Annotated in this window: 18 protein-coding genes; 13 read left to right on the forward strand and 5 right to left on the reverse strand. The window is 52.1% G+C overall.

Going from position 1 to position 22,338, the window contains the following annotated elements:
• Window positions 1-82 precede the first annotated feature (82 nt).
• From NTX59_04770 to NTX59_04800, 7 genes are all read left to right on the forward strand, one after another.
• Window positions 83-769, forward strand: coding sequence for an ABC transporter ATP-binding protein (locus NTX59_04770; protein ID MCX5784978.1), 687 nt, complete (start codon window positions 83-85; stop codon window positions 767-769).
• Entirely contained in the window at window positions 766-2,280 is a 1,515-nt protein-coding gene (locus NTX59_04775; protein ID MCX5784979.1) for an FtsX-like permease family protein, read from the forward strand. Before NTX59_04770 ends, NTX59_04775 begins: the two co-directional genes overlap by 4 nt.
• A gap of 135 nt (window positions 2,281-2,415) precedes the next feature.
• On the forward strand, window positions 2,416-4,263 hold the full coding sequence (locus NTX59_04780; protein ID MCX5784980.1) for an FtsX-like permease family protein: 1,848 nt from the start codon (window positions 2,416-2,418) through the stop codon (window positions 4,261-4,263).
• Window positions 4,264-4,272: 9 nt separating this feature from the next.
• Window positions 4,273-5,037 carry an outer membrane lipoprotein-sorting protein gene (locus NTX59_04785; protein MCX5784981.1) on the forward strand — a complete coding sequence of 255 codons (765 nt, stop codon included), beginning with the start codon at window positions 4,273-4,275 and terminating at the stop codon, window positions 5,035-5,037.
• A 66-nt stretch (window positions 5,038-5,103) separates the two neighbouring features.
• Entirely contained in the window at window positions 5,104-6,387 is a 1,284-nt protein-coding gene (locus tag NTX59_04790) for a hypothetical protein (protein ID MCX5784982.1), read from the forward strand.
• A gap of 190 nt (window positions 6,388-6,577) precedes the next feature.
• Window positions 6,578-9,442, forward strand: coding sequence for a PD-(D/E)XK nuclease family protein (locus tag NTX59_04795; GenBank protein ID MCX5784983.1), 2,865 nt, complete (start codon window positions 6,578-6,580; stop codon window positions 9,440-9,442).
• A 102-nt stretch (window positions 9,443-9,544) separates the two neighbouring features.
• The gene (locus NTX59_04800; protein MCX5784984.1) at window positions 9,545-10,012 is read left to right on the forward strand and encodes a hypothetical protein; all 468 of its coding nucleotides are present in this window, start codon (window positions 9,545-9,547) and stop codon (window positions 10,010-10,012) included.
• A gap of 10 nt (window positions 10,013-10,022) precedes the next feature.
• Here NTX59_04800 and NTX59_04805 read toward each other — a convergent pair whose 3' ends face one another.
• Window positions 10,023-10,640: a pyroglutamyl-peptidase I gene (locus NTX59_04805; protein ID MCX5784985.1), complete on the reverse strand. Its 618-nt coding sequence runs from the start codon at window positions 10,638-10,640 to the stop codon at window positions 10,023-10,025.
• 368 nt (window positions 10,641-11,008) lie between these two features.
• Window positions 11,009-12,199 (reverse strand): type 1 glutamine amidotransferase domain-containing protein, encoded by a 1,191-nt coding sequence (locus NTX59_04810; GenBank protein MCX5784986.1) that lies wholly within the window; start codon window positions 12,197-12,199, stop codon window positions 11,009-11,011.
• A 163-nt stretch (window positions 12,200-12,362) separates the two neighbouring features.
• On the opposite strand from NTX59_04810, the gene NTX59_04815 reads away from it, so the two are divergent.
• From NTX59_04815 to NTX59_04825, 3 genes are all read left to right on the forward strand, one after another.
• Complete coding sequence (locus NTX59_04815; protein MCX5784987.1) at window positions 12,363-13,148, forward strand: DUF481 domain-containing protein; 786 nt, start codon at window positions 12,363-12,365, stop codon at window positions 13,146-13,148.
• An 86-nt stretch (window positions 13,149-13,234) separates the two neighbouring features.
• Entirely contained in the window at window positions 13,235-13,852 is a 618-nt protein-coding gene (locus tag NTX59_04820) for a hypothetical protein (protein ID MCX5784988.1), read from the forward strand.
• A gap of 166 nt (window positions 13,853-14,018) precedes the next feature.
• Window positions 14,019-14,477, forward strand: coding sequence for a hypothetical protein (locus NTX59_04825; GenBank protein ID MCX5784989.1), 459 nt, complete (start codon window positions 14,019-14,021; stop codon window positions 14,475-14,477).
• A gap of 204 nt (window positions 14,478-14,681) precedes the next feature.
• On the opposite strand, the gene NTX59_04830 is transcribed toward NTX59_04825, so the two are convergent.
• The 3 genes from NTX59_04830 to NTX59_04840 all read right to left on the reverse strand — a co-directional run bounded on the left by NTX59_04830 (window position 14,682) and on the right by NTX59_04840 (window position 18,405).
• Entirely contained in the window at window positions 14,682-15,458 is a 777-nt protein-coding gene (locus tag NTX59_04830; protein MCX5784990.1) for a hypothetical protein, read from the reverse strand.
• 832 nt (window positions 15,459-16,290) lie between these two features.
• Window positions 16,291-16,968 carry a hypothetical protein gene (locus NTX59_04835; GenBank protein MCX5784991.1) on the reverse strand — a complete coding sequence of 226 codons (678 nt, stop codon included), beginning with the start codon at window positions 16,966-16,968 and terminating at the stop codon, window positions 16,291-16,293.
• 138 nt (window positions 16,969-17,106) lie between these two features.
• Window positions 17,107-18,405: an inosine/guanosine kinase gene (locus NTX59_04840; protein ID MCX5784992.1), complete on the reverse strand. Its 1,299-nt coding sequence runs from the start codon at window positions 18,403-18,405 to the stop codon at window positions 17,107-17,109.
• 341 nt (window positions 18,406-18,746) lie between these two features.
• On the opposite strand from NTX59_04840, the gene NTX59_04845 reads away from it, so the two are divergent.
• The 3 genes from NTX59_04845 (at window position 18,747) to NTX59_04855 (ending at window position 22,220) form a co-directional block, all read left to right on the forward strand.
• Window positions 18,747-19,925, forward strand: coding sequence for a phosphoserine transaminase (locus tag NTX59_04845; GenBank protein ID MCX5784993.1), 1,179 nt, complete (start codon window positions 18,747-18,749; stop codon window positions 19,923-19,925).
• The gene (locus tag NTX59_04850; GenBank protein MCX5784994.1) at window positions 19,922-20,872 is read left to right on the forward strand and encodes a hydroxyacid dehydrogenase; all 951 of its coding nucleotides are present in this window, start codon (window positions 19,922-19,924) and stop codon (window positions 20,870-20,872) included. Before NTX59_04845 ends, NTX59_04850 begins: the two co-directional genes overlap by 4 nt.
• 91 nt (window positions 20,873-20,963) lie before the next feature.
• Window positions 20,964-22,220 (forward strand): DUF1015 domain-containing protein, encoded by a 1,257-nt coding sequence (locus NTX59_04855; GenBank protein ID MCX5784995.1) that lies wholly within the window; start codon window positions 20,964-20,966, stop codon window positions 22,218-22,220.
• Window positions 22,221-22,338: the final 118 nt, after the last annotated feature.

Below are 22,338 nucleotides of genomic sequence, written 5' to 3' on the forward strand. Positions count from 1 at the left end.
AATATCCCGCTTTCCTCCCGGTCATCGGCTGTCAATATTGTGGTTTTTCAAGGCAAGAGTCCGGCATGAGAAGGAAGAGAATATGAATATCATCGAAATTAACGAACTGAAAAAAGATTATCCTCTGGGCAATACCATAGTGCCCGCGCTGCGCGGGGTGGACCTGGCCGTGGCCGAGGGCGATTTTATGAGCATAATAGGCCCGTCCGGCAGCGGCAAGACCACGCTGCTGAATGTCATAGGCTGCATAGATCCGGCCACTTCCGGCAGCGTTAAAGTGGGCGGCCGGGAAATCACCGCGCTTAACGACAAGCAGATAACGGACATCCGGCTCAACAAGATAGGTTTTATCTTCCAGACGTTCAACCTTATCCCAGTGCTGGACGTAATGGAGAACATTGAATTCCCGCTGTTGCTGATGAAAAAGTCCGCGGCAGAGGCGCGCAAGCGGGCTGAAAAGCTGGTGGAAGAGGTGGGGCTCAGGGAATTCACCGCTCACCGCCCGGCCGAGCTTTCCGGCGGGCAGCGCCAGCGCGTGGCCATAGCGCGCGCGCTGGTCACCAACCCGGACATCATCCTTGCCGACGAACCCACCGCGAACCTGGACTCCATGACCGGAGCTTCCATACTTGAACTTATGCGGCAGATGAACGAAATAGAAAAAACCACGTTCATCTTCTCCACGCATGACGCGAACGTGCTGAAATACGCCCGGCGCATAGTGAAGATAAAAGACGGACTGCTGGAGAAGGAGCCCGTGGCCGCATGAAGCTGATATTGACCATCGCCTGGCGCAATATACTGCGCCACAAAGGAAAAAGCCTTGTGATAGGGGTTATATTGTTCACGGGAGCTTTCCTGATGACGGTGGGCAACGGCGTTATTTCCGGCATGGCGGCGGGCATAGAAAAGAACATCATCAACGGCTTCATGGGCGATGTGGTTATAATAAGCGACGCGCAGAAGGGCGACAATATCCTGCTGCCCATGATGGGGGGAACCATAGAGCCCGTAACCTCTTATAAAAAAATAAAAGAGATACTGGCGGCCCAGCCTTACGTGCGGCATTTCCTGCCGGTCGGAAAGAACCTGGCCATGTTCCTCGACGAGAATTCCTCCACCCCGGGCTTCGCCTACCTGATAGGCGTGGATTTCGCCGAATACCGCAAGATGTTCTCGGACAACTTCAAGATAATAGAGGGGCGCTACCCGCAGCCGGGCGAGCGGGCGCTGCTGTTCCCGGATTTCGCGCGCGAGGAGTTCTACAATTTCTATAACGTCTGGTTCCTGCCGGAGGGCGGGAAAGTGGTGAAGGAGAACCTGACTAAAGAAGCCCTCTCCTCCATAAATACCCTGCCCGTAAGCAGCAGCGCGGTGATGTTGGGCATGTCGAGCGGCATAAACTCCACCAATGACATCCGCTTCCCCATAAAGGGAATAGTGCGCTACGGCGCGCTCAATAAGATCTTCGGCCATTTCTGCCTGGTGGACATAGAGTCCTACCGCGAATGCCTGGGCTATTTCACCGCCGCCGACATGGCCGCGCAGGTGCCCAAAGAGGAAAAAAAGCTTCTGGGTATGGAAGGTTCCGACCTGGATTCGCTGTTCGGCGGCTCGGACATGATGGTGTCCGATTATAAATCCAAGCCCAGGCTTAAAGCCGCTCCCGCCGCCGCCGCGAAGGCCGCGGAAGACGGAGTTTACAACGCCGTTTTCATAAAGCTCAATGACGGAGTGGATTACAAGGACGCGCTGGCGAACCTTAACCGCGCCCTTTCCGACGGCAAAACGGAAGTGCGGGCCATTCCCTGGAACAAGGCTTCGGGCCCCATGGGCGGCATGGCTTTGATAATAAAAGGCGCGCTGTTCCTGTTCGTTACGCTGCTTTTCTGCGTGGCGGTGATCATAATAGTGAACACTCTTACGATGTCGGCCCTGGAGCGGGCCTCTGAAATAGGGATGATGCGCGCCATAGGCGCGCACAAAACGTTCATAGCGGGCATGTTCCTGGGCGAGACCGCCATACTTTCCGCGGTTTTCGGGGGCGGCGGGATAATTGCCGGCATAGCGGCTGTGCGCGTCATCCCGCTTTTGCGGATAACCACCGCCAACGATATGCTGCAGCTGCTTTACGGCGGAAACTTCTTCAACCCGCTGCTGAGTTTCCCGGATATCGGGCTGACCGTTTTCCAATTGGTGGTGGTTACGGTAATAGCAGCGCTGTATCCCATGCGGGTGGCCGTGAAAATAACTCCGCTGGACGCGATATCGAGGGACTAACAGGAGGCAGCGAATAGCGAGTAGCGAATAGAGAATAGCGGGTGGCGAATTAGGGTTTAAAAAAGAAAGACCTTAAAGCAAATCAGAAACTCCGTCCCTAACCCCTATACGCTAGCCGCTAACCCCTTTTATATTATGTTACTTATAAGACTTAGCCTTAGAAACCTGCTGCGCCAGAGGCGCCGCAATATTCTGCTTGGCTCCGCCATGGCCATAGGCGTGGCCATACTCGTGACGGCCAATTCTTTTTCGCACGGCATATCGGACATAATGTTCAACAAGATAATGCGCTACGTAACCGGGCACGTGGCCGTGCGGTTTAACGAGCGCGGCGGCGTGATGCGCGAGATATTCCGCGACAAAGAACGCGTTCTGGCGGCAATAAAGAACGAGCCTCTTATAGAAGAGGCGAATGAATCCATAGGAATGTTCGCGCGCGCCATAGGCAACGGACGGTCCGATAATATAATACTGGTGGGCGTGGACACTAAGAAGACCATCAGCAAGACGGCCCTGAAGGAAGTTGAGGAGTCATTCCGTCTGGTGGAGGGGAACTGGAAGGACGTTGAGGATCTGTCCATAGAAAATCCGGTTATAATTTCGGCCGAGAAAGCCCGTTATCTGAACGTAAAGAGGCGCGACGTGGTGCGGGTGCGCTTCCGGAACATGTTCGGGCAGGACCAGGCGGCCAGGCTGACCGTAGTGGGGATAATGAGGAACGACAATATCTTCATGCAGCCGGTGGTTTTTCTGGAACTGCCCCGCGCAAAAGAACTGCTGGGCTACCGGCCATATGAAACGGGCAGCCTTAGCCTTAAAATAAAAGACCCGCAGAAGAACGCGTTCGCGCTGGCCGGCCGCATACATGAACGGCTTAAACCCGGCGCCGCTGTAATTTACGCTTCAGTCTCGGGCCGTTCAGGCCGTAAGCCCGTAGCGGTGTTCGGCTATAAAAGCGACGATGAGGCTAAAAAGAAAATATCGGGGATGCTGAAGCTTTCCGCCGGCAGTTTTGAAAAAGCTTTCAAAAAAGACGGGGTTATCGTTCCGGCCGGGCTTGCCAGAACGCTTGGCGTATCCGCCGGGGACGCCATAAACATCCGCTACGACAGGAAGTTCGAAAAAACCCCAAAAGAGGCGTCTTACAACATAAGCGCGGTCTGCTCCGCCGGCGGATATCCCGGGGAGAACGTGATACTGATGAACGACTCCGGCTTTTACGATCTTTATTATGAAGATATGCCCCGCCCTTTTGGCCGCGAAACGGATAATCAGGGAGCTGGACATAAACTTAATGCTGGAGGCAGTGGACCAAAAGAGCGGGGTATGCCCGCGGCGCCCGGACCGGAAGTTAAGCCGTACTCTTTTCCCCTGGACAGCGCCTGGAGCGGGCTTGTGGCTCCGGAGTGGATACTGCTTAAGCGCACTTACAACACCGACGAGTACAGGAAAAAATACCAGGAAATAGGCAGGAACAAATGGAAAGGCACCACCATAGACGTGTCCACCATGTACGAAACGGCCAGCGACATACTTAAGCTCGAATCCGTGCTGAACATCATAACTATTTCCGCGGTGGTGGTTTTGTTCTTCATAATACTGCTGGGCGTGGTGAACACGCTGCGCATGACCATACGCGAGCGCACCCGCGAAATAGGCACCGTGCGTTCCATAGGCATGCAGCGCGCCGACGTGCGGAACATGTTCATACTGGAGACTTTTTTTCTCACGCTGTTCTCGTCCATTTCGGGGATAATAATGGGCTTCGCGGCAATGAAGCTTTTGACGCTTATAACTTTTACCGTACAGGACAACCCGCTGGGCATGCTGCTTGTGAACAGTCATCTGTACTTCCTGCCCACTTTCTCGGGCATTGCCGGCAGCGTGACTTTGATAATGGCCATAGCGGTGGTTACAGCCTGGTTCCCCGCTCACCGCGGCGCCAACTTGCCGCCCGCGCAGGCTTTAAGGCATTATACATAGGGATATAACATGGTAAAACTTATTTTAACAGGCCTCTTTATCCTGCTTCCCGCGGCGCGGCTTTGCGCCGAAAGCCGCGTGACGCCCATCCTCAAGGCCATAGACGCGAATTACAAAATGAAAAAGGATGTCCGCGCCGACGTCACCCTGACCCAGCAGCGCGCCGGACAGGGCACCAAAATAATCGACATGGCCTACTTCCGCCGCGATTCCGACGACGCTTTTCTTATAGTAATGAACGCCCCCGAGAACGAAAAAGGCAACGGCTATATCCGCGTGGGCGACAACTTCTGGATGTACCGCAAGAACACCCGCACTTTTCAGCACGTGAACCGCGACGAAAGCATAGGCGGTTCCGACGCCCATAGCTCGGATTTCGAAACCCGCAAGCTTGACGAGCTTTACGGCCCCGTGTTCGATTCTTCCGGCACCGAAAAGATCTCGGAGGATATTCTCGGCAAAGTGCCGGTATATAAATTCGAGCTGAAAGCCAGGGTCAACGATGTTGATTATCCACGCCAGATCTTCTGGACGCGCCGCGACAACAACCTGCTGCTCAAGCAGGAGGCCTATTCCCTTTCCGGCACGCTGATGCAGACGGCGTATTCCATCAAGTTCACCGAGATAGAGGGGCGCTATGTGCCGGTGAAGCAGTTATTCATTGACGAGTTCGAAAAAGGCAACAAGACCATAGTGGAGATAGCTAATATCGTCCCCGGCAAGCTGGACGATAAAATATTCACTAAGGCGTACCTGGAGAATCTCAGTAAGTAAGTCACAGGTCACAAGTTGCAAGTCACAAGTTTTGAATACGGATCTCAATATTTTATTTGATAATTTATGAAAAAGATTTTCATGACAGCGGCGTTGTGGCTTATTCTTTGGCCTGCCGCGGTTTTTGCGGAGGATGCCGCTTCGGAGCTTGAAATGTTCTCAAGCTCCGGGGTGGCCACACAGGAGGCGTCGGCGGCGCCCGCGGCCGAGGAAAAGAAAACCGTGGCTTTTTCCGGCGAGGCGGTAAGCGTGCTGGAGGATGTTGTTTACAGCACTTCTACCGGAAACCCGCTCAACTCCTACATATTGGGCAACATAATGCTGGACGCGCGCCTGAAGAACGGGGTCAAAGCTTTCGCCAACATGGAAACGGAGTATTACGCAAAAACCCGGGAAACAACTTCCATACTGCGGGAGGCTTTTCTGGATTTCAATATAAACCGCCGCGCCTATTTCCGCACCGGCAAGCAGGTGCTGCAGTGGGGCAGGTGTTATTTATGGAATCCCACTGACCTTGTGAATGTGGAGAAAAAGACCTTTATCCCAAAAATAGGCTATCGCGATGGGGCCTACGGCGTGAAATTCCATGTTCCTTTCGGCACCGATTATAATATTTACGGTTTTCTGGATACCGGCAACGCGGCCGAAGACCGGGATCTGGGCGGCGCGCTGAAATTTGAATTCCTCACCGGCAGGACCGAAATGGCTTTTTCGGGTTGGGCCAAGCGCGGCCGTTACCCGGTTTTCGGCTACGACCTTTCAAGCCGCCTGGGGCATGTGGATATAGCCGGCGAAGTAAGCGTGGCGCGCCGCGACAATACCCGGTTCATCCGGGACAGCGGCGGTGTGCTGGATACATATCGGAAGAAAGACGATTGGGTTTCCAAAGCAGCCGTTAATTTCAGCAAAGGGTTTCGGCTTGGCAATTTCACCGACAGGCTTACCGTGGCTACCGAATTCTTTTATAATCAGACCGGCTATACTAAAACCCCGTTCAGGGACATGACGCCTTACACTTTCTCCGGGCCGCTCTCGGTACTGAGCCCCGGAACAAAAAGGGATTTCATGCTTGGCAACGGCTTGTATACCCCCAACTACCTGTCTAAATACTACGGGGCGGTGTTCACCGGCATAAGCCGGTTCATAATAACGGACATGACGCTGAATATGAATTATGTGCGCAACCTTAACGATAATTCCGGCGTGCTTTCCACCGGGGTGACCTACAAGAATATCAACGACTTCTCGGCCGGCTGCCTTGTGAACGCCTATCTTGGCCCGGCCGACAGTGAATATACTTTCTCCGGAGCGAAACTGATGGTGCAGGTTACCGCCGGCGTTTCATTCTAACCTGAATCCTGCAGTTAATGTTGGTTTCTATAGGAAAATCAGGTGAACAATAAAATGCAGGATTCCCCGCAGCAACGGGTCGAAAACCAAGCGCAATGCCCCGCACTTTTTCCGAAATGGGCCAAAGTGCGGGGCGAAGCGCACCTTGAGCTCTGCGAAAGGAAAAGTTGCAACTGCAACTTTTAGGCTAATGAAGATAAATATTATCGGTCCGCGGGAAAATCTGGTTGAAAAAGCCGGGGGAATTTTACTGGCAGATAAGTCATTGGCTGATAATATAGTGGTCTTTCCGGGCAAACGTCCCGCCCACTTCCTTCGCAAATACCTGGCGGATAAGCTCGGGGCCGCTTTTGAGCCGCCTGTTATATTTTCCATGGACGGGTTTATAGACCACCTGGCGGAACTGGCGCAAATAAAAGGCACGGAACTATCCAATCTTGACGCCGTGGGCATCCTTTACGACAATATGCTGGGCGACCTGGCCGGCATTATAGGGAAAACCGGCAACCTTTCTCTGGATACCTTCCTGCCCTGGGGATTTAAGATATTTTCGGATTTTGAAGAGCTTAAGATCGAGCTCAAAACTCCCAAGGAGCTTAAAGACTTCGATTCCATTCTGCCAGGTGAAATAAAAGGGTCGGATTCATTTATTAAAAAATTGAAAAGCTTCTCCGGAGTGTATGAACAGTTTTACACCCGGCTTGAAAAAGAAAAACTGCTTACACGGTCGCTTAAATACGCCAAAACCGCCGAAAAAATACAGGAGACCGGCCTGGGAAATAAAAAAATAATCCTGGCCGGCTTTTTCGCCCTGACCGCGTCGGAAAAGAAAATCTTCAAGGCCCTCGCCAGGCTCCCCGATTCCATTCTCCTGCTGCAGGAAGGACCGGGCCTAAAAGAACAGTTCACTTTTCTTGAGAGTTCTCTTCAAGCCTACCAGCCTACAAGCTCACCAGCCTGCCAGCCTGCTTTACACTTCTATAAAGCGCCGGATTTGCACGGGGAAGTGTTTAAACTTGCGAATATTTTAAAAGGCCAAACCCTCACTTCAAAAGATGTGGTGGTTCTGCCATCTTCGGACGCGCTGTTTCCCGTGCTTTTCAATGTGTTGGGGGAAGTTAGGGACTATAACATCTCTATGGGGTATCCCGTAACCGCCACGCCGGTCTATTCGCTTATAGACTCTTTGGGCGATTTGCTTGAAAAACGCTCAGGGGACCAATACTTCGCCCCTAATTACCTTAAATTCGTTTTTCATCCGTACGTTAAGAACATATACTTCCAAGTCACAGGTCACAAGTCACAGGTCACAAGTGAGAGGGAACAGGACACAGGTGACAGGTCACAGGTAACAGGTAACAGATCAAGCGAACCGACGCGTATTATTTTTCAGACCATAGAGACGGAACTGGCCTCCAAAATAAACAAATACCTGACCCTTGAAGATATTGAAACCGACACCGCCCTGCTTGCACAATGCGCCGACCTGCTTAAAAACTACGCCGACGCCCAACTGACCGTTAAAGAGATACAGGCGCATATTAAAAACATCCACAAAAACCTAATCCGCCCCTTTGAAAAACTTGAGAGCATCAAAGACTTCGCGGATAAACTTATAGCTGTGGTCTCCTTCATCTCGGAGCACAGCACCGCGAACCTTCACCCCTATTCCGCGCCGTTCATAGAAAAACTCTACGAAGACCTGCACGCCTTCTCAAACTCCGCGCTTTCCGGCCGCGGCCTTGAAAATATTTCCTCCTACTTCAAATTGCTCAAGTCCTATATTAAAGGTTCCGCCTATCCGTTCCCCGGCACTCCGCTCTCCGGCCTGCAGGTGCTGGGGGCGCTTGAAACCCGCGGCCTTAAATTTGACCGCGTCTATTTCCTGGACGCGAACGCCGACATACTGCCCGGCTCAAAAAAAGAAGACACCATCCTTTCGCACTTTATCCGCCGGGGCCTCGGCCTGCCCACCTACAAAACGCGCGAGTCGGTGGCAAAATATTACTTTAATGTGCTTATCTCCCAGGCCGAAGAAGCCCACATTTTCTACAAAGACGCGCCCGATATCGAAAAAAGCCCGTTCGTTCAGAAACTTATCTGGGACCTTGAAGTGGCGGGGCAAAAACCCAAAGAAGAAGAGGTGCATTTCCGACTTAACTTCACACAGCAGGAGCCGCCGCCAGTGGCCAAAGCCGAAGATGTCCTGGCGTACCTCAAAAATTTCACCTTTTCGCCGTCAAGCCTGGACGCGTATCTTGCCTGCGGCTTAAAATTCTATTACCAGTATGTGCTTCGCGTAAAAGAAAAAGACGAAGTGGAAGACGAAATCGGGCAGGCTGAAATTGGCGGCATAGTGCATGGGATACTGGAGCGCTTATTCAGGGAACACAAACAAGGTGAAGAGTTAAAGCTCACCCGTGCGACCGAAATAGCCGAAGAGATATTTGACGCCGGGCTTAAAAATCATGACTCCGGTTACGAATACCTTATAAAAAAACAGATATTGCGCCGCCTGCGCGATATCCTGCTTTATCATAAGGAAAATGCGGGCAAAGCGCAGATAAAAAGCTGCGAAAAGATTTTCGATATTACCCTGGACGGAGTTAAGTTCACCGGCCGGGCCGACCGCATAGACCTGCGCCCGGATGAAAAGGGCCGCAATGCCCATATCATAGTGGATTATAAAACCGGTTCCACGGCCAAAACGCCCAACCTAAAAAAATTTGATATTGAAGACCGCCAATCTTGGCCTAAAACCCTGAAATCCGTGCAATTGCCGCTTTATGTAATGTTCTACCTGGCCGAAAACCCGTATGTCGCGCTTGAAGCCGTGGACGCCTGCCTTATGATGCTGGGCTCTCATAAGATAACCGAAGAATTTCTGTTCGCCAAGAGCGAAGATAAGGCCGCGGACCTGGCCAAACTGCAAAAGGCCGTTTCTTACCTGGTTTATGAAATCAAGTCCCCGGAGCTGAATTTTGAACCCGCCTCCGATATAAAAACCTGCGAGCTTTGCCCCTTCAAAATAATGTGCGGCCGCCAATGGGCGTGAACGGCAGGGGCTAGGGGCTAGCGGATAGGGAATAGGGCGAGGAGACGGATTTTCGCGTTCCAAAATGGTATATTGTTTTCCGCAGACTTTAAGGGGAAAACCATGAAAAAACTTATTATTACGGCAGCTTTACTTTTTACGGGAGTTTCGGCGTCTTTTGCGGCTGACCCCAGTTTCTTTAAGCTGTCCCTGTGCGATACGGCGGCTTATCCGCTGGTCCATTCTGTCAGCGGCATTGAGATCGGGCTTCTATATTCCAATACGCCGTCTAATACCGGATTGCAGGGGACGTTCATTTACGGCAAAACCGGCAATCTTAACGGGTTGCAGTTAGGCCTGGTGACTTCTGCCGACACGGCCACCGGCATGCAGTGGGGCGGCGTTAACATGGCTAAAGATATGAAAGGCGCGCAGATAGGCTGGGTCAACTACGCCGAGAAATTCACCGGCTTTCAGCTAGGTTTTGTAAATTATGCGGAGAACATGAGTAAAGGCCTGCAAATAGGCCTGGTGAACATAATAAAAAATTCCACGCTGCCGGTAATGGTAATAGTCAACGCAAGATTTTGAGCGCGCCGGATCAGGCCAGGGTTTTTATAATAGCTTCTACGGCTTTTAACAGGGTGGCCAGCGGTAGCGACGGTGGGATGGTACGGCCTGTTTCCGGCGCGGTCATTTCCGTGGTCAGCGGCAGGTGTATAAAAGCGAATTTTGTCTTCAATTTGGTGGAAGTTATAACGTGCAGGGCCTCATACATCAGGTGGTTGCAGACATAGGCGCCAGCATGGTTACTTACGTAGGCCGGGACCGAAACTTTTTTTACCGCAGCCGCCAGGCGCGCGGGGTTTGAGGTCACAAAGTACGCGGCGGGGCCGTCTTTCTTTATCAGCCGGCCCTTGGGCTGATAGTCGGAATTGTCTTTAATACCGTAATCCTGGATATTGAGTGCGAATCTTTCAACTCGTATGGCCGTTTCTCCTGCGGCAAGCCCCAGCGAAACAAGGTAGTCGGGTTTTAGCTTTGAAATAAGGCCGGAAATTTTCCGGCCTATAACTTGGCCGCTCACGGGCAGTTTTTCCCTGTAAAGCCGACAGTTCTTAAAAGCGGAAGGCCGAAGCCGCGCCATTACTTCAAGCGCGGAATTTTGTCTGCGACCGGCAAACGGCATAAAAGCGGTTATCAAAATTTTCTTTTTCATGGAGCCTCGGTAATATTAGAACCTTTTTCCGGTATTTTTTCAAGGTGGCTTATGCAGGCCGGGGTGGATCTTTAATTTCACTTTTTCTGGGCCTTGACAAATGAAATCTGTCTGCTAGACTATTGTTGGGTCCGCGGCCCTTATCAAACGGGTGTCTCGCGGACCCTTTCTTTTGGGGAGATAACAGTGATGAAAAATAGATTTCAGCGATGAGAAAAAGATGACGATGATAATCTATGCCTATCTGTCTGCTATTGCTGTAATCTCTCTTTAATCGTTGTAATCTCTTCCCTACTTTATAAGCCAGGTTTTTATTTTGGCCTGCGGCTTTCGCTCGGCAAACGGCGCCAAGTTAAATCAGAGGTTTTTCAGTGCACCGGACGCTCTTCGGGTATGTAGATTTTTTTGAAAGCCAGGGCGTCCATATGTTCGGAAACGTCTTTTGCCAGCTGACGGCCCGCTTCCGTCTCAAAGGCCTTATTAAGCGCATCCTGGCTTACCCAGGTCTGATAGGCTAGTTCCATGCCGTCCATGTATACAGCTGTATACTCTGTCAGCGCGGTTTCCTTAAAAGCCGCGGTTGTCGCTTTTACATGCGATGCTAGCCATTCGTGAAAGTCTTTTTCCGGCTGTCCGTCCTTTTTAACTCCCCAGTAAAAAGTTTTATAAGCCGCGCTGGATGCCTGGATAGAAAAGATTTTGACCATTTTGCTTTCAGGCAGCGGCTGCCCATCCATGAACTCCGCCGCATTCAGCTTCCGGGTCCGCTGCTCCGCCAGAGCTTCCAGTAACAGGGGGGTAAAGTCCCCTTCCGACATCGGATTTTGCGCGGTGATAAGTTCCCTGTCCCGCACCGCGTGGCTGCTCCAGGGCGCGCCGGCATCGACCGATCCTCCCGCTTTGGACAATTCTTCCGCCGCGTAAAAACGGACAAAACCTCCCAGCGCGGCATCATTCTCCTGCAGCTTTTCTTCGGGGGTGGAGAACACCGTCATTTTGTAGCCGTTATATATCCACTTTCCCCGGCCGACCGAAGATAGAAGCGCCGCCGGTCCGTGACAAATAAACGCTGCGGGTTTTCCCTTGTTATGAAAAAAAGCCAGTATCCGCCCCAGGCGGCTGTTTTTGGCAAGGTCCTCCATGGGCGCGTGGCCGCCCGGCACGAATACGGCGCTGAATGCTGAGAGCTCCTTGTCCGTGAATGAATCCAGCCTGCGCGGTTTTTTTAAGCCGGCCGCTCTGTTTATAAAAGCTTTGGCCCGCTGATAATCCTGCTCCGTTTTATACCACTGCGCGCTGTCGCTTGTTTTATCCATCGCAGGCTCTTTGCCGGTAGGGTTGACGAAAACCAGGTCGTAGCCGGCGGCAGCTATTGCCTGAGCGGGCCCTGTCAGTTCGGACAGGAAATAGCCGGTGGGATGCCGCTTGCCGCTTTTAAGCGTCAGATAGTCAACGCCGGACATGACCACCAATACTTTTCCTTTATTGTCCGCGGCCTGCGCAATCGTTCCGGAGAACGCGGCAATAATCAGGGATAGCGCTACCATAATTGTTTTCATAATTCCTCCATCCATTCTATTATTCTCCCATAAAGAGGCATGATTAGTAAATTTAAATTTCGCAAAGCGCAAAAAGAGAGCGGGAATGCATTATTTAAAAACATTTTCATCAAGAAAAATTCAGTTTTCGGCTTTGGGCGCGGTTTTTGCTATTATTTTCAATATGAAATCAAAATTAACGATGTTAGCAATGATTTGTTTTGCGCCGGTTACGCTGCATGCGCAGCAGTTTTCACGCTACGACGATCTGCGTATCCGCGCGCCGGAAAAATGGCAGCCGGTTAAAGTATACAGCCTTGACCTTTCCGCCGGCGGCAGCTACATGCACGGCAATGTGGACAGCGTGGGATACTACGGCAGAATGGATTTCAGCAGGCTCATGGACGAAAAAAACACCTTCTTTATCCAGGCCGAAGAAAATCATGTCAAATTCGGCGATAGCGTTGTTATGGATAAAACCCGCGCCGCATTCCTGTACACCTACGCCGCAGCGCCTCATTTGAATCTGTATGTCAGCAGCACGCACGGCAAAAACAAGTTTTTGCTTCTAAAGTACCGCACAGCCAACTCCGCCGGAATCTGTTACCACTTTTTATTGCAGGAAAAAGCCAGAGACCGCGTGGTTATAAGCGTGGGGCCCATGCCTGAATATTCCTCCTACGAAACCGGGCTCGTACAGCGTGAATTCCGCGGCGCGGCAAGGTTCATAGTCCCGGTACGGTTGTCCGACTACGCGCAGTTGGGCACTGACTTTATGTATTTCCCGCTAATCGCCGATTTTGGCGATTACCGCACATACGCCGAAGCATTTCTTCAATTTACGATAGTGCCGGAAAAATGGTTTTTCCGGATAACACTGAACAATGAGTATTCATCCAGGCCGCTGCCGGGAGTCACCCGCAACGATGTAAGCCTCAATTATTCAGTATCCCTGAAACTCGGAAAATAACCGCGCAGTGCACATGGAAATTGGGTCAGCCACTATTTATCGTCACAAAGTATCGTTTTTGGAATAAAACAGTCTTGGAGGATATTATGAAAAAAATTGTCACGGCATTGCTCTTGTTGTCCGCGCTGGCAGGCGCGCTGGCGCTGTCCGCGGCCGCGGCGGATGCGCCGGCTGGGACGAATCACGGCCAGCCGCCCGCGCTCAATCACCCGCAGGACCCGTATCATCAGCAGATGGCAGGCTTTATGAACGAGCTAAAGAACGCCAAAACGCCTGAGCAGCGCAAGGAAATACAAGGAAAGATGAATCAGGCCAGGCAGGCGTACCGGGCCGCCCACCCGGTGAAAGAGTTGACTTCCGCGGAAAAAGCGGCTCGCCAGCAGAAGATGGAGGAAATGCTCAAAAAGGACACATATCGCTGGGAGCTGTATCAACTGAAGCAATCCATGGCGAAGGCTAAAACCCCGCAGGAACGCGAGAGCTATCAGGTTAAGATAAAGGACCTTATGGCCAGGCACGCGGCGGAACAAGAGGCTAAGCTGACACCCGAGCAGAGGTCTGCGGCGCAGGCCCGTAAAGAAAAGAACACCCTGCTGCAGGCCGAACTGAAGCCGCTTAACGCGCAGATGCGCGCCGCCAAAACACCTGAAGAGAGAAAGGCCATTCACGTGCGGATGGCGGAGATCGTAAAAAAGTATCGCTAAAAAAGTTTGTTCCGAAGTGAAAATCTCAGCAGGACAAAGGCCCGGACCGGCATTCCCGGGCTTTTTGGTTTACAGACAGATTTCTTCAAGGCGGTGTTTCCCGGATAGCGGTCACAGGAGGCGGATTATGAAGTTAACAAAGAAAGGCTTCACCTAGATAGAGCTTATGATAGTGGTGGCTATCATCGGTATCCTGGCCGCTATAGCTATTCCGAAGTTCGCCGATATGATAAACAAAGCGAAGGAAGGCGCTACGAAGGGCGGCCTCTCCGCCGTCAGAAGCGCTTTGCAGATCTACTACAGCGACAACGAAGGCTGGTTCCCTACCGGCGCCGACGCTTTGACCAGCCTCACCGTAAACGCCAAATACATAAAGGAAATACCTGTCGCGAAACTGCCCCTCACCGGGCATGATGGTATCCCGGACGTTCCATCCCTCTACACCAACGCCAGTCTCCCGGTCACCTCCCCGCCTACTAAAAAAGGGGAAGATTACAACACACCCTCCGATTACGGCGGCTGGGCGTATTACTCTGACTCGTCCGATACAGCCAACTGGGGCAATTTTCTGGTAAATTGTACCCATAAGGATGTAAAGGGTACTACCATCTGGACGGAGTTCTAACCTGCGCTCTCCGGCTGAAGATATTAAACCTGCCTTGGGCTTGTGCAGCTTCGCTCCGCCCTGCGCCTCCGCAGCAACCTGATCTTGCGGGCCCCGCACTTTTTCCAAAGAGGTATTGGAGAGGATGGACAGACGCAGACTCCATGCCTTTGTCCAGGGGCCGCCCAAAAGCAAAATAAATGGCCGCTGTTCCTGTTTCTAAAACTACTTCAGCGCGTAAATAAGGGCGCCGGCGCCAATGGCGGCTATAACAATCCCTATCTGCAGCAGTAAAGAGGCCGATGATGCGATACCGGTGATATAGTCGCCGTAGGACTGGTCGGCCACCTTTTCCACGCCGGGACCGAAAAAGCACGGCATCCCGCTGGAGCCGGGATCGTTCTCCAGCCTGGCCAGTTCCGTTAAAAGGCCGGAGGGAACGCATATATCCGTGTTCTGGCGCAGGTATTGCATGAATTCGCCCAGGGATTGCGGCCTTCCAAGGACCGCCACATCTTCATCTTCCGCTATAATAAGCTCCGATTTCCTGATGGCGCCGGAGGTGTTGTCGGGCAGCAGCGAATCGTTGGACTCAGTCGCCGCGGGCTTGCGGAAATCAACGCTTTCCGGAACAGGGACGACCAGAGCGGTTCCTGAACCGTCGCGGACGAAAAATCCCCCGTTGGCGTTCGTGGATTCCCTCACCCAGCGCGACCGCCATTCTCCCTGTGAAGAGGAAGCAGTTCCTATCCGCTCTCTTTCCTTCCGGTCTGTCGTCTCAAGGTAAAACAAACAGGCGGTCTTAGTGACAGGGGAGCTTACGAGAGCCGGCGAATGAGCCTTTCCGGTTATGAATTGCCTGGCCCCGCCGGCCTGCGAACCAATGCCGCCGCAGGGAATATCCTTGTACGACCGCGCCCGGCCGCGTTTGATAATCCCCAATACCAGCATAACCAGGCCTGCGGCAAAACCTAAAAGCGGTAAAATAAGATTATCTTTCACGGGAATAACTCCTCCTCACAAAACCGAAGTTTTTTGTTTTTTCTTCACGGAGCGCCTGCCGAAGGCAGCCCGCACACTCCGAAAGCATCCGCCCGGTCAGACACCCGCTAGTGTAGTACGTCAAACACTTCTTGACATTTGGAGGCGCAGGTTTGAGCCAGATACAAGGCGCGACGAGGGGAAACCGCCATGCGGTGTCCCCTCAGCCGTTGGGAAAGGGTGAGCATACCGGGGGTCTGTAAGTGAGGCCGTCTGATGCACACCGTGCTTGTTACGGCACCTACGCAAGTATTGGAGCAACGAAGTAGCCGGCCAAAAATGCGCCTCCCCCAGGGGGCTGGCCGCTTTTGGGCTACAACTGCGTCACTCGTCGCTTACATAGACCCACTATGCGCGCTCCTCGTTCCTTGTTTCGCTCCAAATTCGGCCAGTCAAATATAAAGAGATGTCTGACGCACTACACTAGGGAACTCTTGTGAATTTCAGGCATTGCTCCCTTTCGCTATTATAGCCTTAGGAACTTTGTCCTGTCCAGCTGACATAACCTGAATCCTGCAGTTCAAGGTTATTCTCATTTGAAAATATAAGGAACAAAAATATGCAATGCCTTCGCAGGTGCCGTAACAAAGGCCTATGGCCATCAGACGGCCAGGATTCCCCGCTTTGCGGGTCGCAAATCAAGCGCATTGCGCGCAGAATTTGCGAGGGTGTATACCGCGCGAAGCGCACCTGAGCACCGCGAAGGGAAAGTTTCAACTGAAACTTTCAGGATAATGGAAGTTATTGTGCGGTAGCAGGGAGGATCAAAAAAGCCGGGCTAAGCCGTGCCTGTTCACTCGTGAAGAAGAAATTCTTTTACGGGGATGCTTTGGCCTATGCGCCGGGGGACCATTTTGGCGAAAACGTCCAGGATAATGACTGCATTACAGTTGGCGTCTTTTTCGGAAACTTTCCTGATCCTGCCCACTATGGCCCGGTTCAAAATCTCTATGTTTTCATAGGCCTTGCTCAGTTTTTTCAGTTCCCAGTCCGGCTCAAGGCCTTCCTTTTTCCGGAGATACTGCTGCAGCAGGTAAGAGGAAACCGACTTGTTTACCGTTTCGTTCAGCGACGCAAAAGGCAGGTGATACCTGACCATGGGTTTTAGAATATCCATCACCGGGCAGCCGCTGGTCACCATATATATGCCTATGGCCGAGCTGAGCGCGGTCTGCAGGCTTGTTCTTTTGAAATATTCCCGCTCCCGGCTGACTACGCGCACATCCACGGTCATGGTGGAGGATTTGTCGGAGAACATCTTCGTCACGTGGGCCAGGTTCAGGGCGAGGGGGCAGTATTTTTGCGAAGCGCCGTCGTAAGGGCAGACGCTGCATTTCCCGTAGTCCAGGAGCGTCCATTGCGGGAAATCCCCGTCTTTTTTCGGCAGGAGGTTCAGCGTGACGGGATCAAGCTGTATATCAATAACTTTCTCTTCCGCCCCGTCAAATTTGATGATATATTTGTAAAACATTGCTCCCCCGCTATCAAAATTACTCTCCGCGCGACCCGCTCTCCGGATATTTTAACATAATAACGCGGCAAAATCGGCGCTGCCGGCGGCTGTAATAACCGCCGGCCGGGCATATCTTTCTGCCTTGCTCGTTCCCGGTCAGGTGTCCCAATACGCCTGCTGCAGGTTATCTTCTTTTTCAGGCAGGGCGCGCATCAGGCGCGGTGAATTCTGGGCTAAAACCTCAAAACTAACGCGGTTGGCGTACTTTGAGATCTGGGACAGGGACGAATAGGTTAAAGAATTTATCAGGTTCTTGGGCGAATTCGGCACTTTAGCCTGATGATATTTCCTGGCGCTTAGATCGTGCAGGAGCGCCGCAAGAGCGCCGTCGCCGGCGCCGTTAGTGTTCTTGATGATCTTCGGGCCGCCCATGAACGGATTTATATGGCTGTAGATCTTTATCGGTTTAACGCAGCCGCTTTTTCTCATCGGGCGGCTGAATTCATACATATTGTAATCAACAATAGACTTGGCGCGAAGTTTGTAAGAGGTCCTTCTGGCAAATTGCTCATCTACATATCCCGCCAGGTAAAGCCCGTGCGCCCCCACGGTTAAAAGGACAAAATCCGCGAGTTCCAAAGCATTTTCAGCGGCCAGAAGCGGGTCGTTCAAACCGGTAAGAGCCAACGCCTCAAGATCGTTCATCGCGACGCAGGTGACGTATTTTTTTATGAAATCGCGAAAAAAATCTTTTTTGGATTCGATAAGAAAACTTGTTCCAAGCGTCATCACCACAGGAACCCTTGCCTTTAAAGCGATTTCACAAGCCTTGACCGTAGAACTGAAAATGGGGTCTTTTTCATCGCGTAAAATATAGGAGGAAATAAGGAGGGCTGAGGCTTTTTCAATGATTTCCCCGGGAATAAATTCCGGGGTCAGGTCGTTCATGCAGCCTTTGCTTATGCCGAAGGTCCGTTCACCGTCGGGGGTAACGAAACACATCGCCCTTCCCATCGGATTGTCGGACGGCTGAAGATAAGAAAGATCGACTTTCGCGCTGGTATTGCGGATGTATTTAAAGGCGTAATCGCCCACTGTAATATTGCGGGTAATGGCGCCAAGCGCGACCGAGCGCTCGTCGGATAGAACAGAGTAATTATGCAGGGTGTTGCCTACCGAGCCGCCCGCGTATTCGCCGAGGATCTTTCCTTCTGCCTTTAATTTTCTGTATATAGCTTCGGCAACCTGGTCGTTCAGGATTTGCGACTCGCCTTTTTTGAGCCGGTGCCGAAGCAGGAATTCCGGCTCAACGCAGCACTCAATGTCCACCAGCAGCTGGTCTATGCCTACCAGGTAAAACGGCTCTGTCTGCAAAAAATGCGGGTCGGCGCTTTCCCGACCCTTCTCCGTGACCGGGAAGTAATGCTTGTTTTTTCTCTTTCCAGGGAATTTCATGACAGCCTTAAATGTAGTTATACGGCGAAAGAACCATTAACGGGTCAATATCCCGGTTTAGGAATCCGGGCACTATATAGGTAATGATACAATACTTGCCCAGCTCTTTTGGTGCGCAACTCCAGATTCTATGACCAGAGTGTCGTTTATAAGCCTCTTGCTGCGGCCAAAAGGGCTGGGCTTGCCCCGCTCTTTTGGATAGCGGGCCGGGAGACGCGGTTGCAAACATTCGATTAATATATTTAAATGTAGCTATAGCACTCTAAAAGTCTGCACGATTACTTTCGTTCTTGTGAAGCTCTGCACAGAACTTCATAAAGGGCGACAAAGGAAGAATAAAAATGGAAAAACCTACAGTAAAAACCAAGTGCCCTAATTTTTCTTCGGGCCCCTGCGCCAAAAGGCCGGGCTGGACCGTGGATGCCTTAAAGAACGCGCTTGTCGGCCGTTCTCACCGCTCTAAAGAGGGTAAGGCCCGGCTGAACGAAGTTTCAGAGCGCATGAAAAGAGTGCTCGGCCTGCCGGCGGATTACCGCATAGGCGTGGTGGCCGGGTCCGATACCGGCGCCGTTGAACTTGCGATGTGGACCCTGCTCGGGCCCCGCCCCGTGGACATATTCGGCTGGGAGTCTTTCGGAAAAGGCTGGATAACCGACGCGGTAAAGCAGCTTAAACTGCCGAAAATTAACGAGTACAAGGCCGATTACGGCAAACTGCCGGACCTTTCCAAAGCTAATCCCGCCAACGACATAATATTCACCTGGAACGGTACCACTTCAGGAGTTAAAGTGCCGAACCTCAACTGGATATCCTCAGACAGGGAAGGCCTCACCATCTGTGACGCCACTTCCGGCATATTCGCCATGGAAATGGATTACTCGAAGCTGGATGTGATAACTTTCTCCTGGCAGAAAGTGATAGGCGGCGAAGCCGCGCACGGAGTTGTCATCCTTTCGCCGAGAGCCGTCAAACGGATGGAAGAGAACGAGCCGAAAGTCTCATGGCCTTTACCCAAACTGTTCAGGCTGGCCGCCGAGGGCAAGCTGAAACCGGGAGAACTTGAGTATAACACGGTAAACACCCCTTCAATGCTTTGCGTGGAAGACGCCATAGACGCGCTTAAATGGGCGGAATCAATAGGGGGAATGAAAGCCCTGATCGCACGCTCAAACGCCAACCTGAAAGCTCTTGAAAAATGGGTGGAACAATCCGACTGGATAGATTTCCTGGCCGAAACCAGGGAGACCCGCTCCAACACTTCCGTCTGTTTCAAAATTATAGCGGACTGGTTCCAGAAGCTGGGCGACGAAGACAGGACCAAGGCCGCCAAGAAGATAACCTCAATGCTTGATAAAGAAGGCGTGGCTTACGACATCAATTCTTACGGCAAGGCCCCGGCCGGCATCCGCATATGGTGCGGCGCCACCGTGGAGTCTTCCGATGTGGAAGCCCTTACCCATTGGCTGGACTGGGCTTACGAAGAAGTGGCCAAAGAATATTCAAAGGAGACCGTAAAATGAAAAAAGTTTTAATTGCCGACAAGGCGGATGCTATCTGTGAAAAAACGCTTAGGGAAAGAGGGCTGGAGCCGGTGGTAAAACCCGGCATGAAGCCTGAAGAACTTAAAGCCTGCATAGCCGAGTTTGACGCTATAATAGTGCGTTCCGCCACCACCCTTACCTGTGACCTTATAGAGGCCGCCACAAAACTTAAAGCCGTGGCCCGCGCGGGTTCCGGCGTGGACAATATAGATGTTCCGTCCTGTGTTTCCAAAAAGGTGCTGGTAATGAACACGCCTTTCGGCAACACCGTTTCCACCGCCGAACACGCCATAGCCATGATGATGGCGCTGGCCCGCCATATACCCCAGGCCAACGCTTCCACCCACGCCGGCAAGTGGGAGAAAAAGAAATTTGAGGGAGTGGAGCTCACCGGCAAAACTCTGGGAGTGGTCGGCTGCGGCAACGTGGGCGCCGTGGTGGCTGACAGGGCCATGGGCCTGAAGATGAAAGTGCTGGTTTACGATCCCGTAATGACGGCGGAAAGGGCCAGGGAACTGGGCGTTCACATGGTCAGCCTTGACGAACTTTACCAGAAGTCGGACTTCATCACCTATCATGTCGTGATAAATCCCGCCACCAAGGGGATGATAAACAAGGATGCCATAGCCAAGATGAAGAAAGGCGTGCGACTGATAAACTGCGCCCGCGGCGGCATTATGGTCGAAGCCGACATAAAAGCGGCCCTTGAGAGCAAACAAATAGCCGGGCTTGCCTGCGATGTTTACGTCAAAGAGCCGGCGACCGAGCATATCTTTTTCGGCATGGAAAATGTGATAGCCACGCCGCACATAGCCGCTTCCACGAAGGACGCGCAGGTTACGGTGGCGCGCCAGGCGGCCGAGCAGATAGCGGACTACCTGCTTAACGGCACTAAGACCCACGCGATAAACGGAGATAAAGTATAGCGAATAGCAAAGAAGCGAATAGCGAATAGTAAATAAGGAAGTTCCTTACACCCTATTCGCTATTTGCTAATCGCTATTCGCTGACAATTATATGTCCAAACTTCCTTTATTCAATCCCATTTACGGCATCAGGCCGGCAAAAGGCAAAGCGCAGGATGTGGTGGCTCCGCCATACGATGTGCTGAACTCCAAAGAGGCGCGGGAACTCGCCAAGGGCAAGCCTTTGAGTTTTCTGCACGTTTCCAAGGCGGAGATAGATCTGCCGGAAGGGACGGATGTTTATTCCGAAGCGGTTTACCGGAAAGCGGCGGATAATTTCAAGAAAATGCTGGAAGAAGGCGTATTGGTGCGGGAAAAGAAACCCTGCTTTTACGTTTACCGCCTGCAGATGGGCGCGCACATACAAACCGGCCTGGTGGTTGGCGCGTGTATTGAAGACTACGATGCCAACCGTATTAAGAAGCATGAGTTCACCCGCCCGGTAAAAGAGGACGACAGGGTAAACCAGATAAAATTTGTTAAAGCCCAGACGGGCCCCGGGCTTATAGCCTACAAGCAGATACCCGAAGTGGACGACATTATAAAAAGAAAATCGGCGGAAAAGCCGGAATTCTCCGTGGAAGGCATCGGCGGGGTTATTCATACCATCTGGATCCTGGATGCGGAGGCCGACATCCGCGTAATTGAGGGCGCTTTTGAAAAACAAAAGGCCGTTTATATTGCCGATGGGCATCACCGCTCGGCCGCCGCCTCCCGGATAAAAAAATACATGATGGAGCAGCGCGGCGCGGCTCATGCCGGCAACGAGCCTTATAACTGCTATCTGGCCGTGGCCTACCCCGTTAACGAAATGAAGATATGGGATTATAACCGTGTCGTTAAGGATTTGAACGGCCTGACGCCGGAGGATTTCCTTGCGAAACTTAAGGAAAGTTTTGAGGTTAAGGAAGTAAGAGGCCAGGCCAAGCCCGCCGCCCGCCGTGAGTTCGGTATGTATCTGGAAGGCAAATGGTATCTGCTCAAGCCCACGGCGCCCACTCCTTCAAAAACGGCCGACCCTGTGCTGGCGCTGGATGTAAGCGTGCTCTCGGACCTTGTGCTGGACAGGGTGCTCGGCATTAAAGACCTGCGCAAATCCAACCGCGTGGATTTTGTGGGTGGTATCCGGGGCCTGAAAGAACTTGAAAAAAGGGTAGATTCAGGCGAAATGAAAGCGGCTTTCGCGCTTTTCCCCACCTCGCTGGAAGAACTGATAGCCGTGGCCGACGACAATCAGGTCATGCCGCCCAAATCCACCTGGTTCGAACCCAAACTCGCCGACGGCCTGATATCAAATCCGCTGCTCTGATCCGAAAGCCGCAGTCGCTGGTGCTTCGGAAATTAAAAAACAAGCGCTCCGCAATCCGCGGGGCGCCTGTTTTTTGATCCGGATCCTGCCATTAGCCTGAAAAACTCAGTTGGCCGTC

This window comes from Elusimicrobiota bacterium, assembly GCA_026388155.1.
GTDB lineage: Bacteria > Elusimicrobiota > Elusimicrobia > Elusimicrobiales > UBA9959 > UBA9634.

Bases quoted from the DNA above. Each gene is read 5' to 3' on its own strand.
- NTX59_04810 (MCX5784986.1), bottom strand. From the start codon at position 12,199: ATGAAAACAATTATGGTAGCGCTATCCCTGATTATTGCCGCGTTCTCC.
- NTX59_04785 (MCX5784981.1), top strand. From the start codon at position 4,273: ATGGTAAAACTTATTTTAACAGGCCTCTTTATCCTGCTTCCCGCGGCG.
- NTX59_04820 (MCX5784988.1), top strand. From the start codon at position 13,235: ATGAAAAAAATTGTCACGGCATTGCTCTTGTTGTCCGCGCTGGCAGGC.
- NTX59_04825 (MCX5784989.1), top strand. From the start codon at position 14,019: ATGATAGTGGTGGCTATCATCGGTATCCTGGCCGCTATAGCTATTCCG.
- NTX59_04835 (MCX5784991.1), bottom strand. From the start codon at position 16,968: ATGTTTTACAAATATATCATCAAATTTGACGGGGCGGAAGAGAAAGTT.
- NTX59_04845 (MCX5784993.1), top strand. From the start codon at position 18,747: ATGGAAAAACCTACAGTAAAAACCAAGTGCCCTAATTTTTCTTCGGGC.
- NTX59_04850 (MCX5784994.1), top strand. From the start codon at position 19,922: ATGAAAAAAGTTTTAATTGCCGACAAGGCGGATGCTATCTGTGAAAAA.
- NTX59_04780 (MCX5784980.1), top strand. From the start codon at position 2,416: ATGTTACTTATAAGACTTAGCCTTAGAAACCTGCTGCGCCAGAGGCGC.
- NTX59_04815 (MCX5784987.1), top strand. From the start codon at position 12,363: ATGAAATCAAAATTAACGATGTTAGCAATGATTTGTTTTGCGCCGGTT.
- NTX59_04840 (MCX5784992.1), bottom strand. From the start codon at position 18,405: ATGAAATTCCCTGGAAAGAGAAAAAACAAGCATTACTTCCCGGTCACG.
- NTX59_04855 (MCX5784995.1), top strand. From the start codon at position 20,964: ATGTCCAAACTTCCTTTATTCAATCCCATTTACGGCATCAGGCCGGCA.
- NTX59_04805 (MCX5784985.1), bottom strand. From the start codon at position 10,640: ATGAAAAAGAAAATTTTGATAACCGCTTTTATGCCGTTTGCCGGTCGC.
- NTX59_04775 (MCX5784979.1), top strand. From the start codon at position 766: ATGAAGCTGATATTGACCATCGCCTGGCGCAATATACTGCGCCACAAA.
- NTX59_04790 (MCX5784982.1), top strand. From the start codon at position 5,104: ATGAAAAAGATTTTCATGACAGCGGCGTTGTGGCTTATTCTTTGGCCT.
- NTX59_04800 (MCX5784984.1), top strand. From the start codon at position 9,545: ATGAAAAAACTTATTATTACGGCAGCTTTACTTTTTACGGGAGTTTCG.
- NTX59_04770 (MCX5784978.1), top strand. From the start codon at position 83: ATGAATATCATCGAAATTAACGAACTGAAAAAAGATTATCCTCTGGGC.
- NTX59_04795 (MCX5784983.1), top strand. From the start codon at position 6,578: ATGAAGATAAATATTATCGGTCCGCGGGAAAATCTGGTTGAAAAAGCC.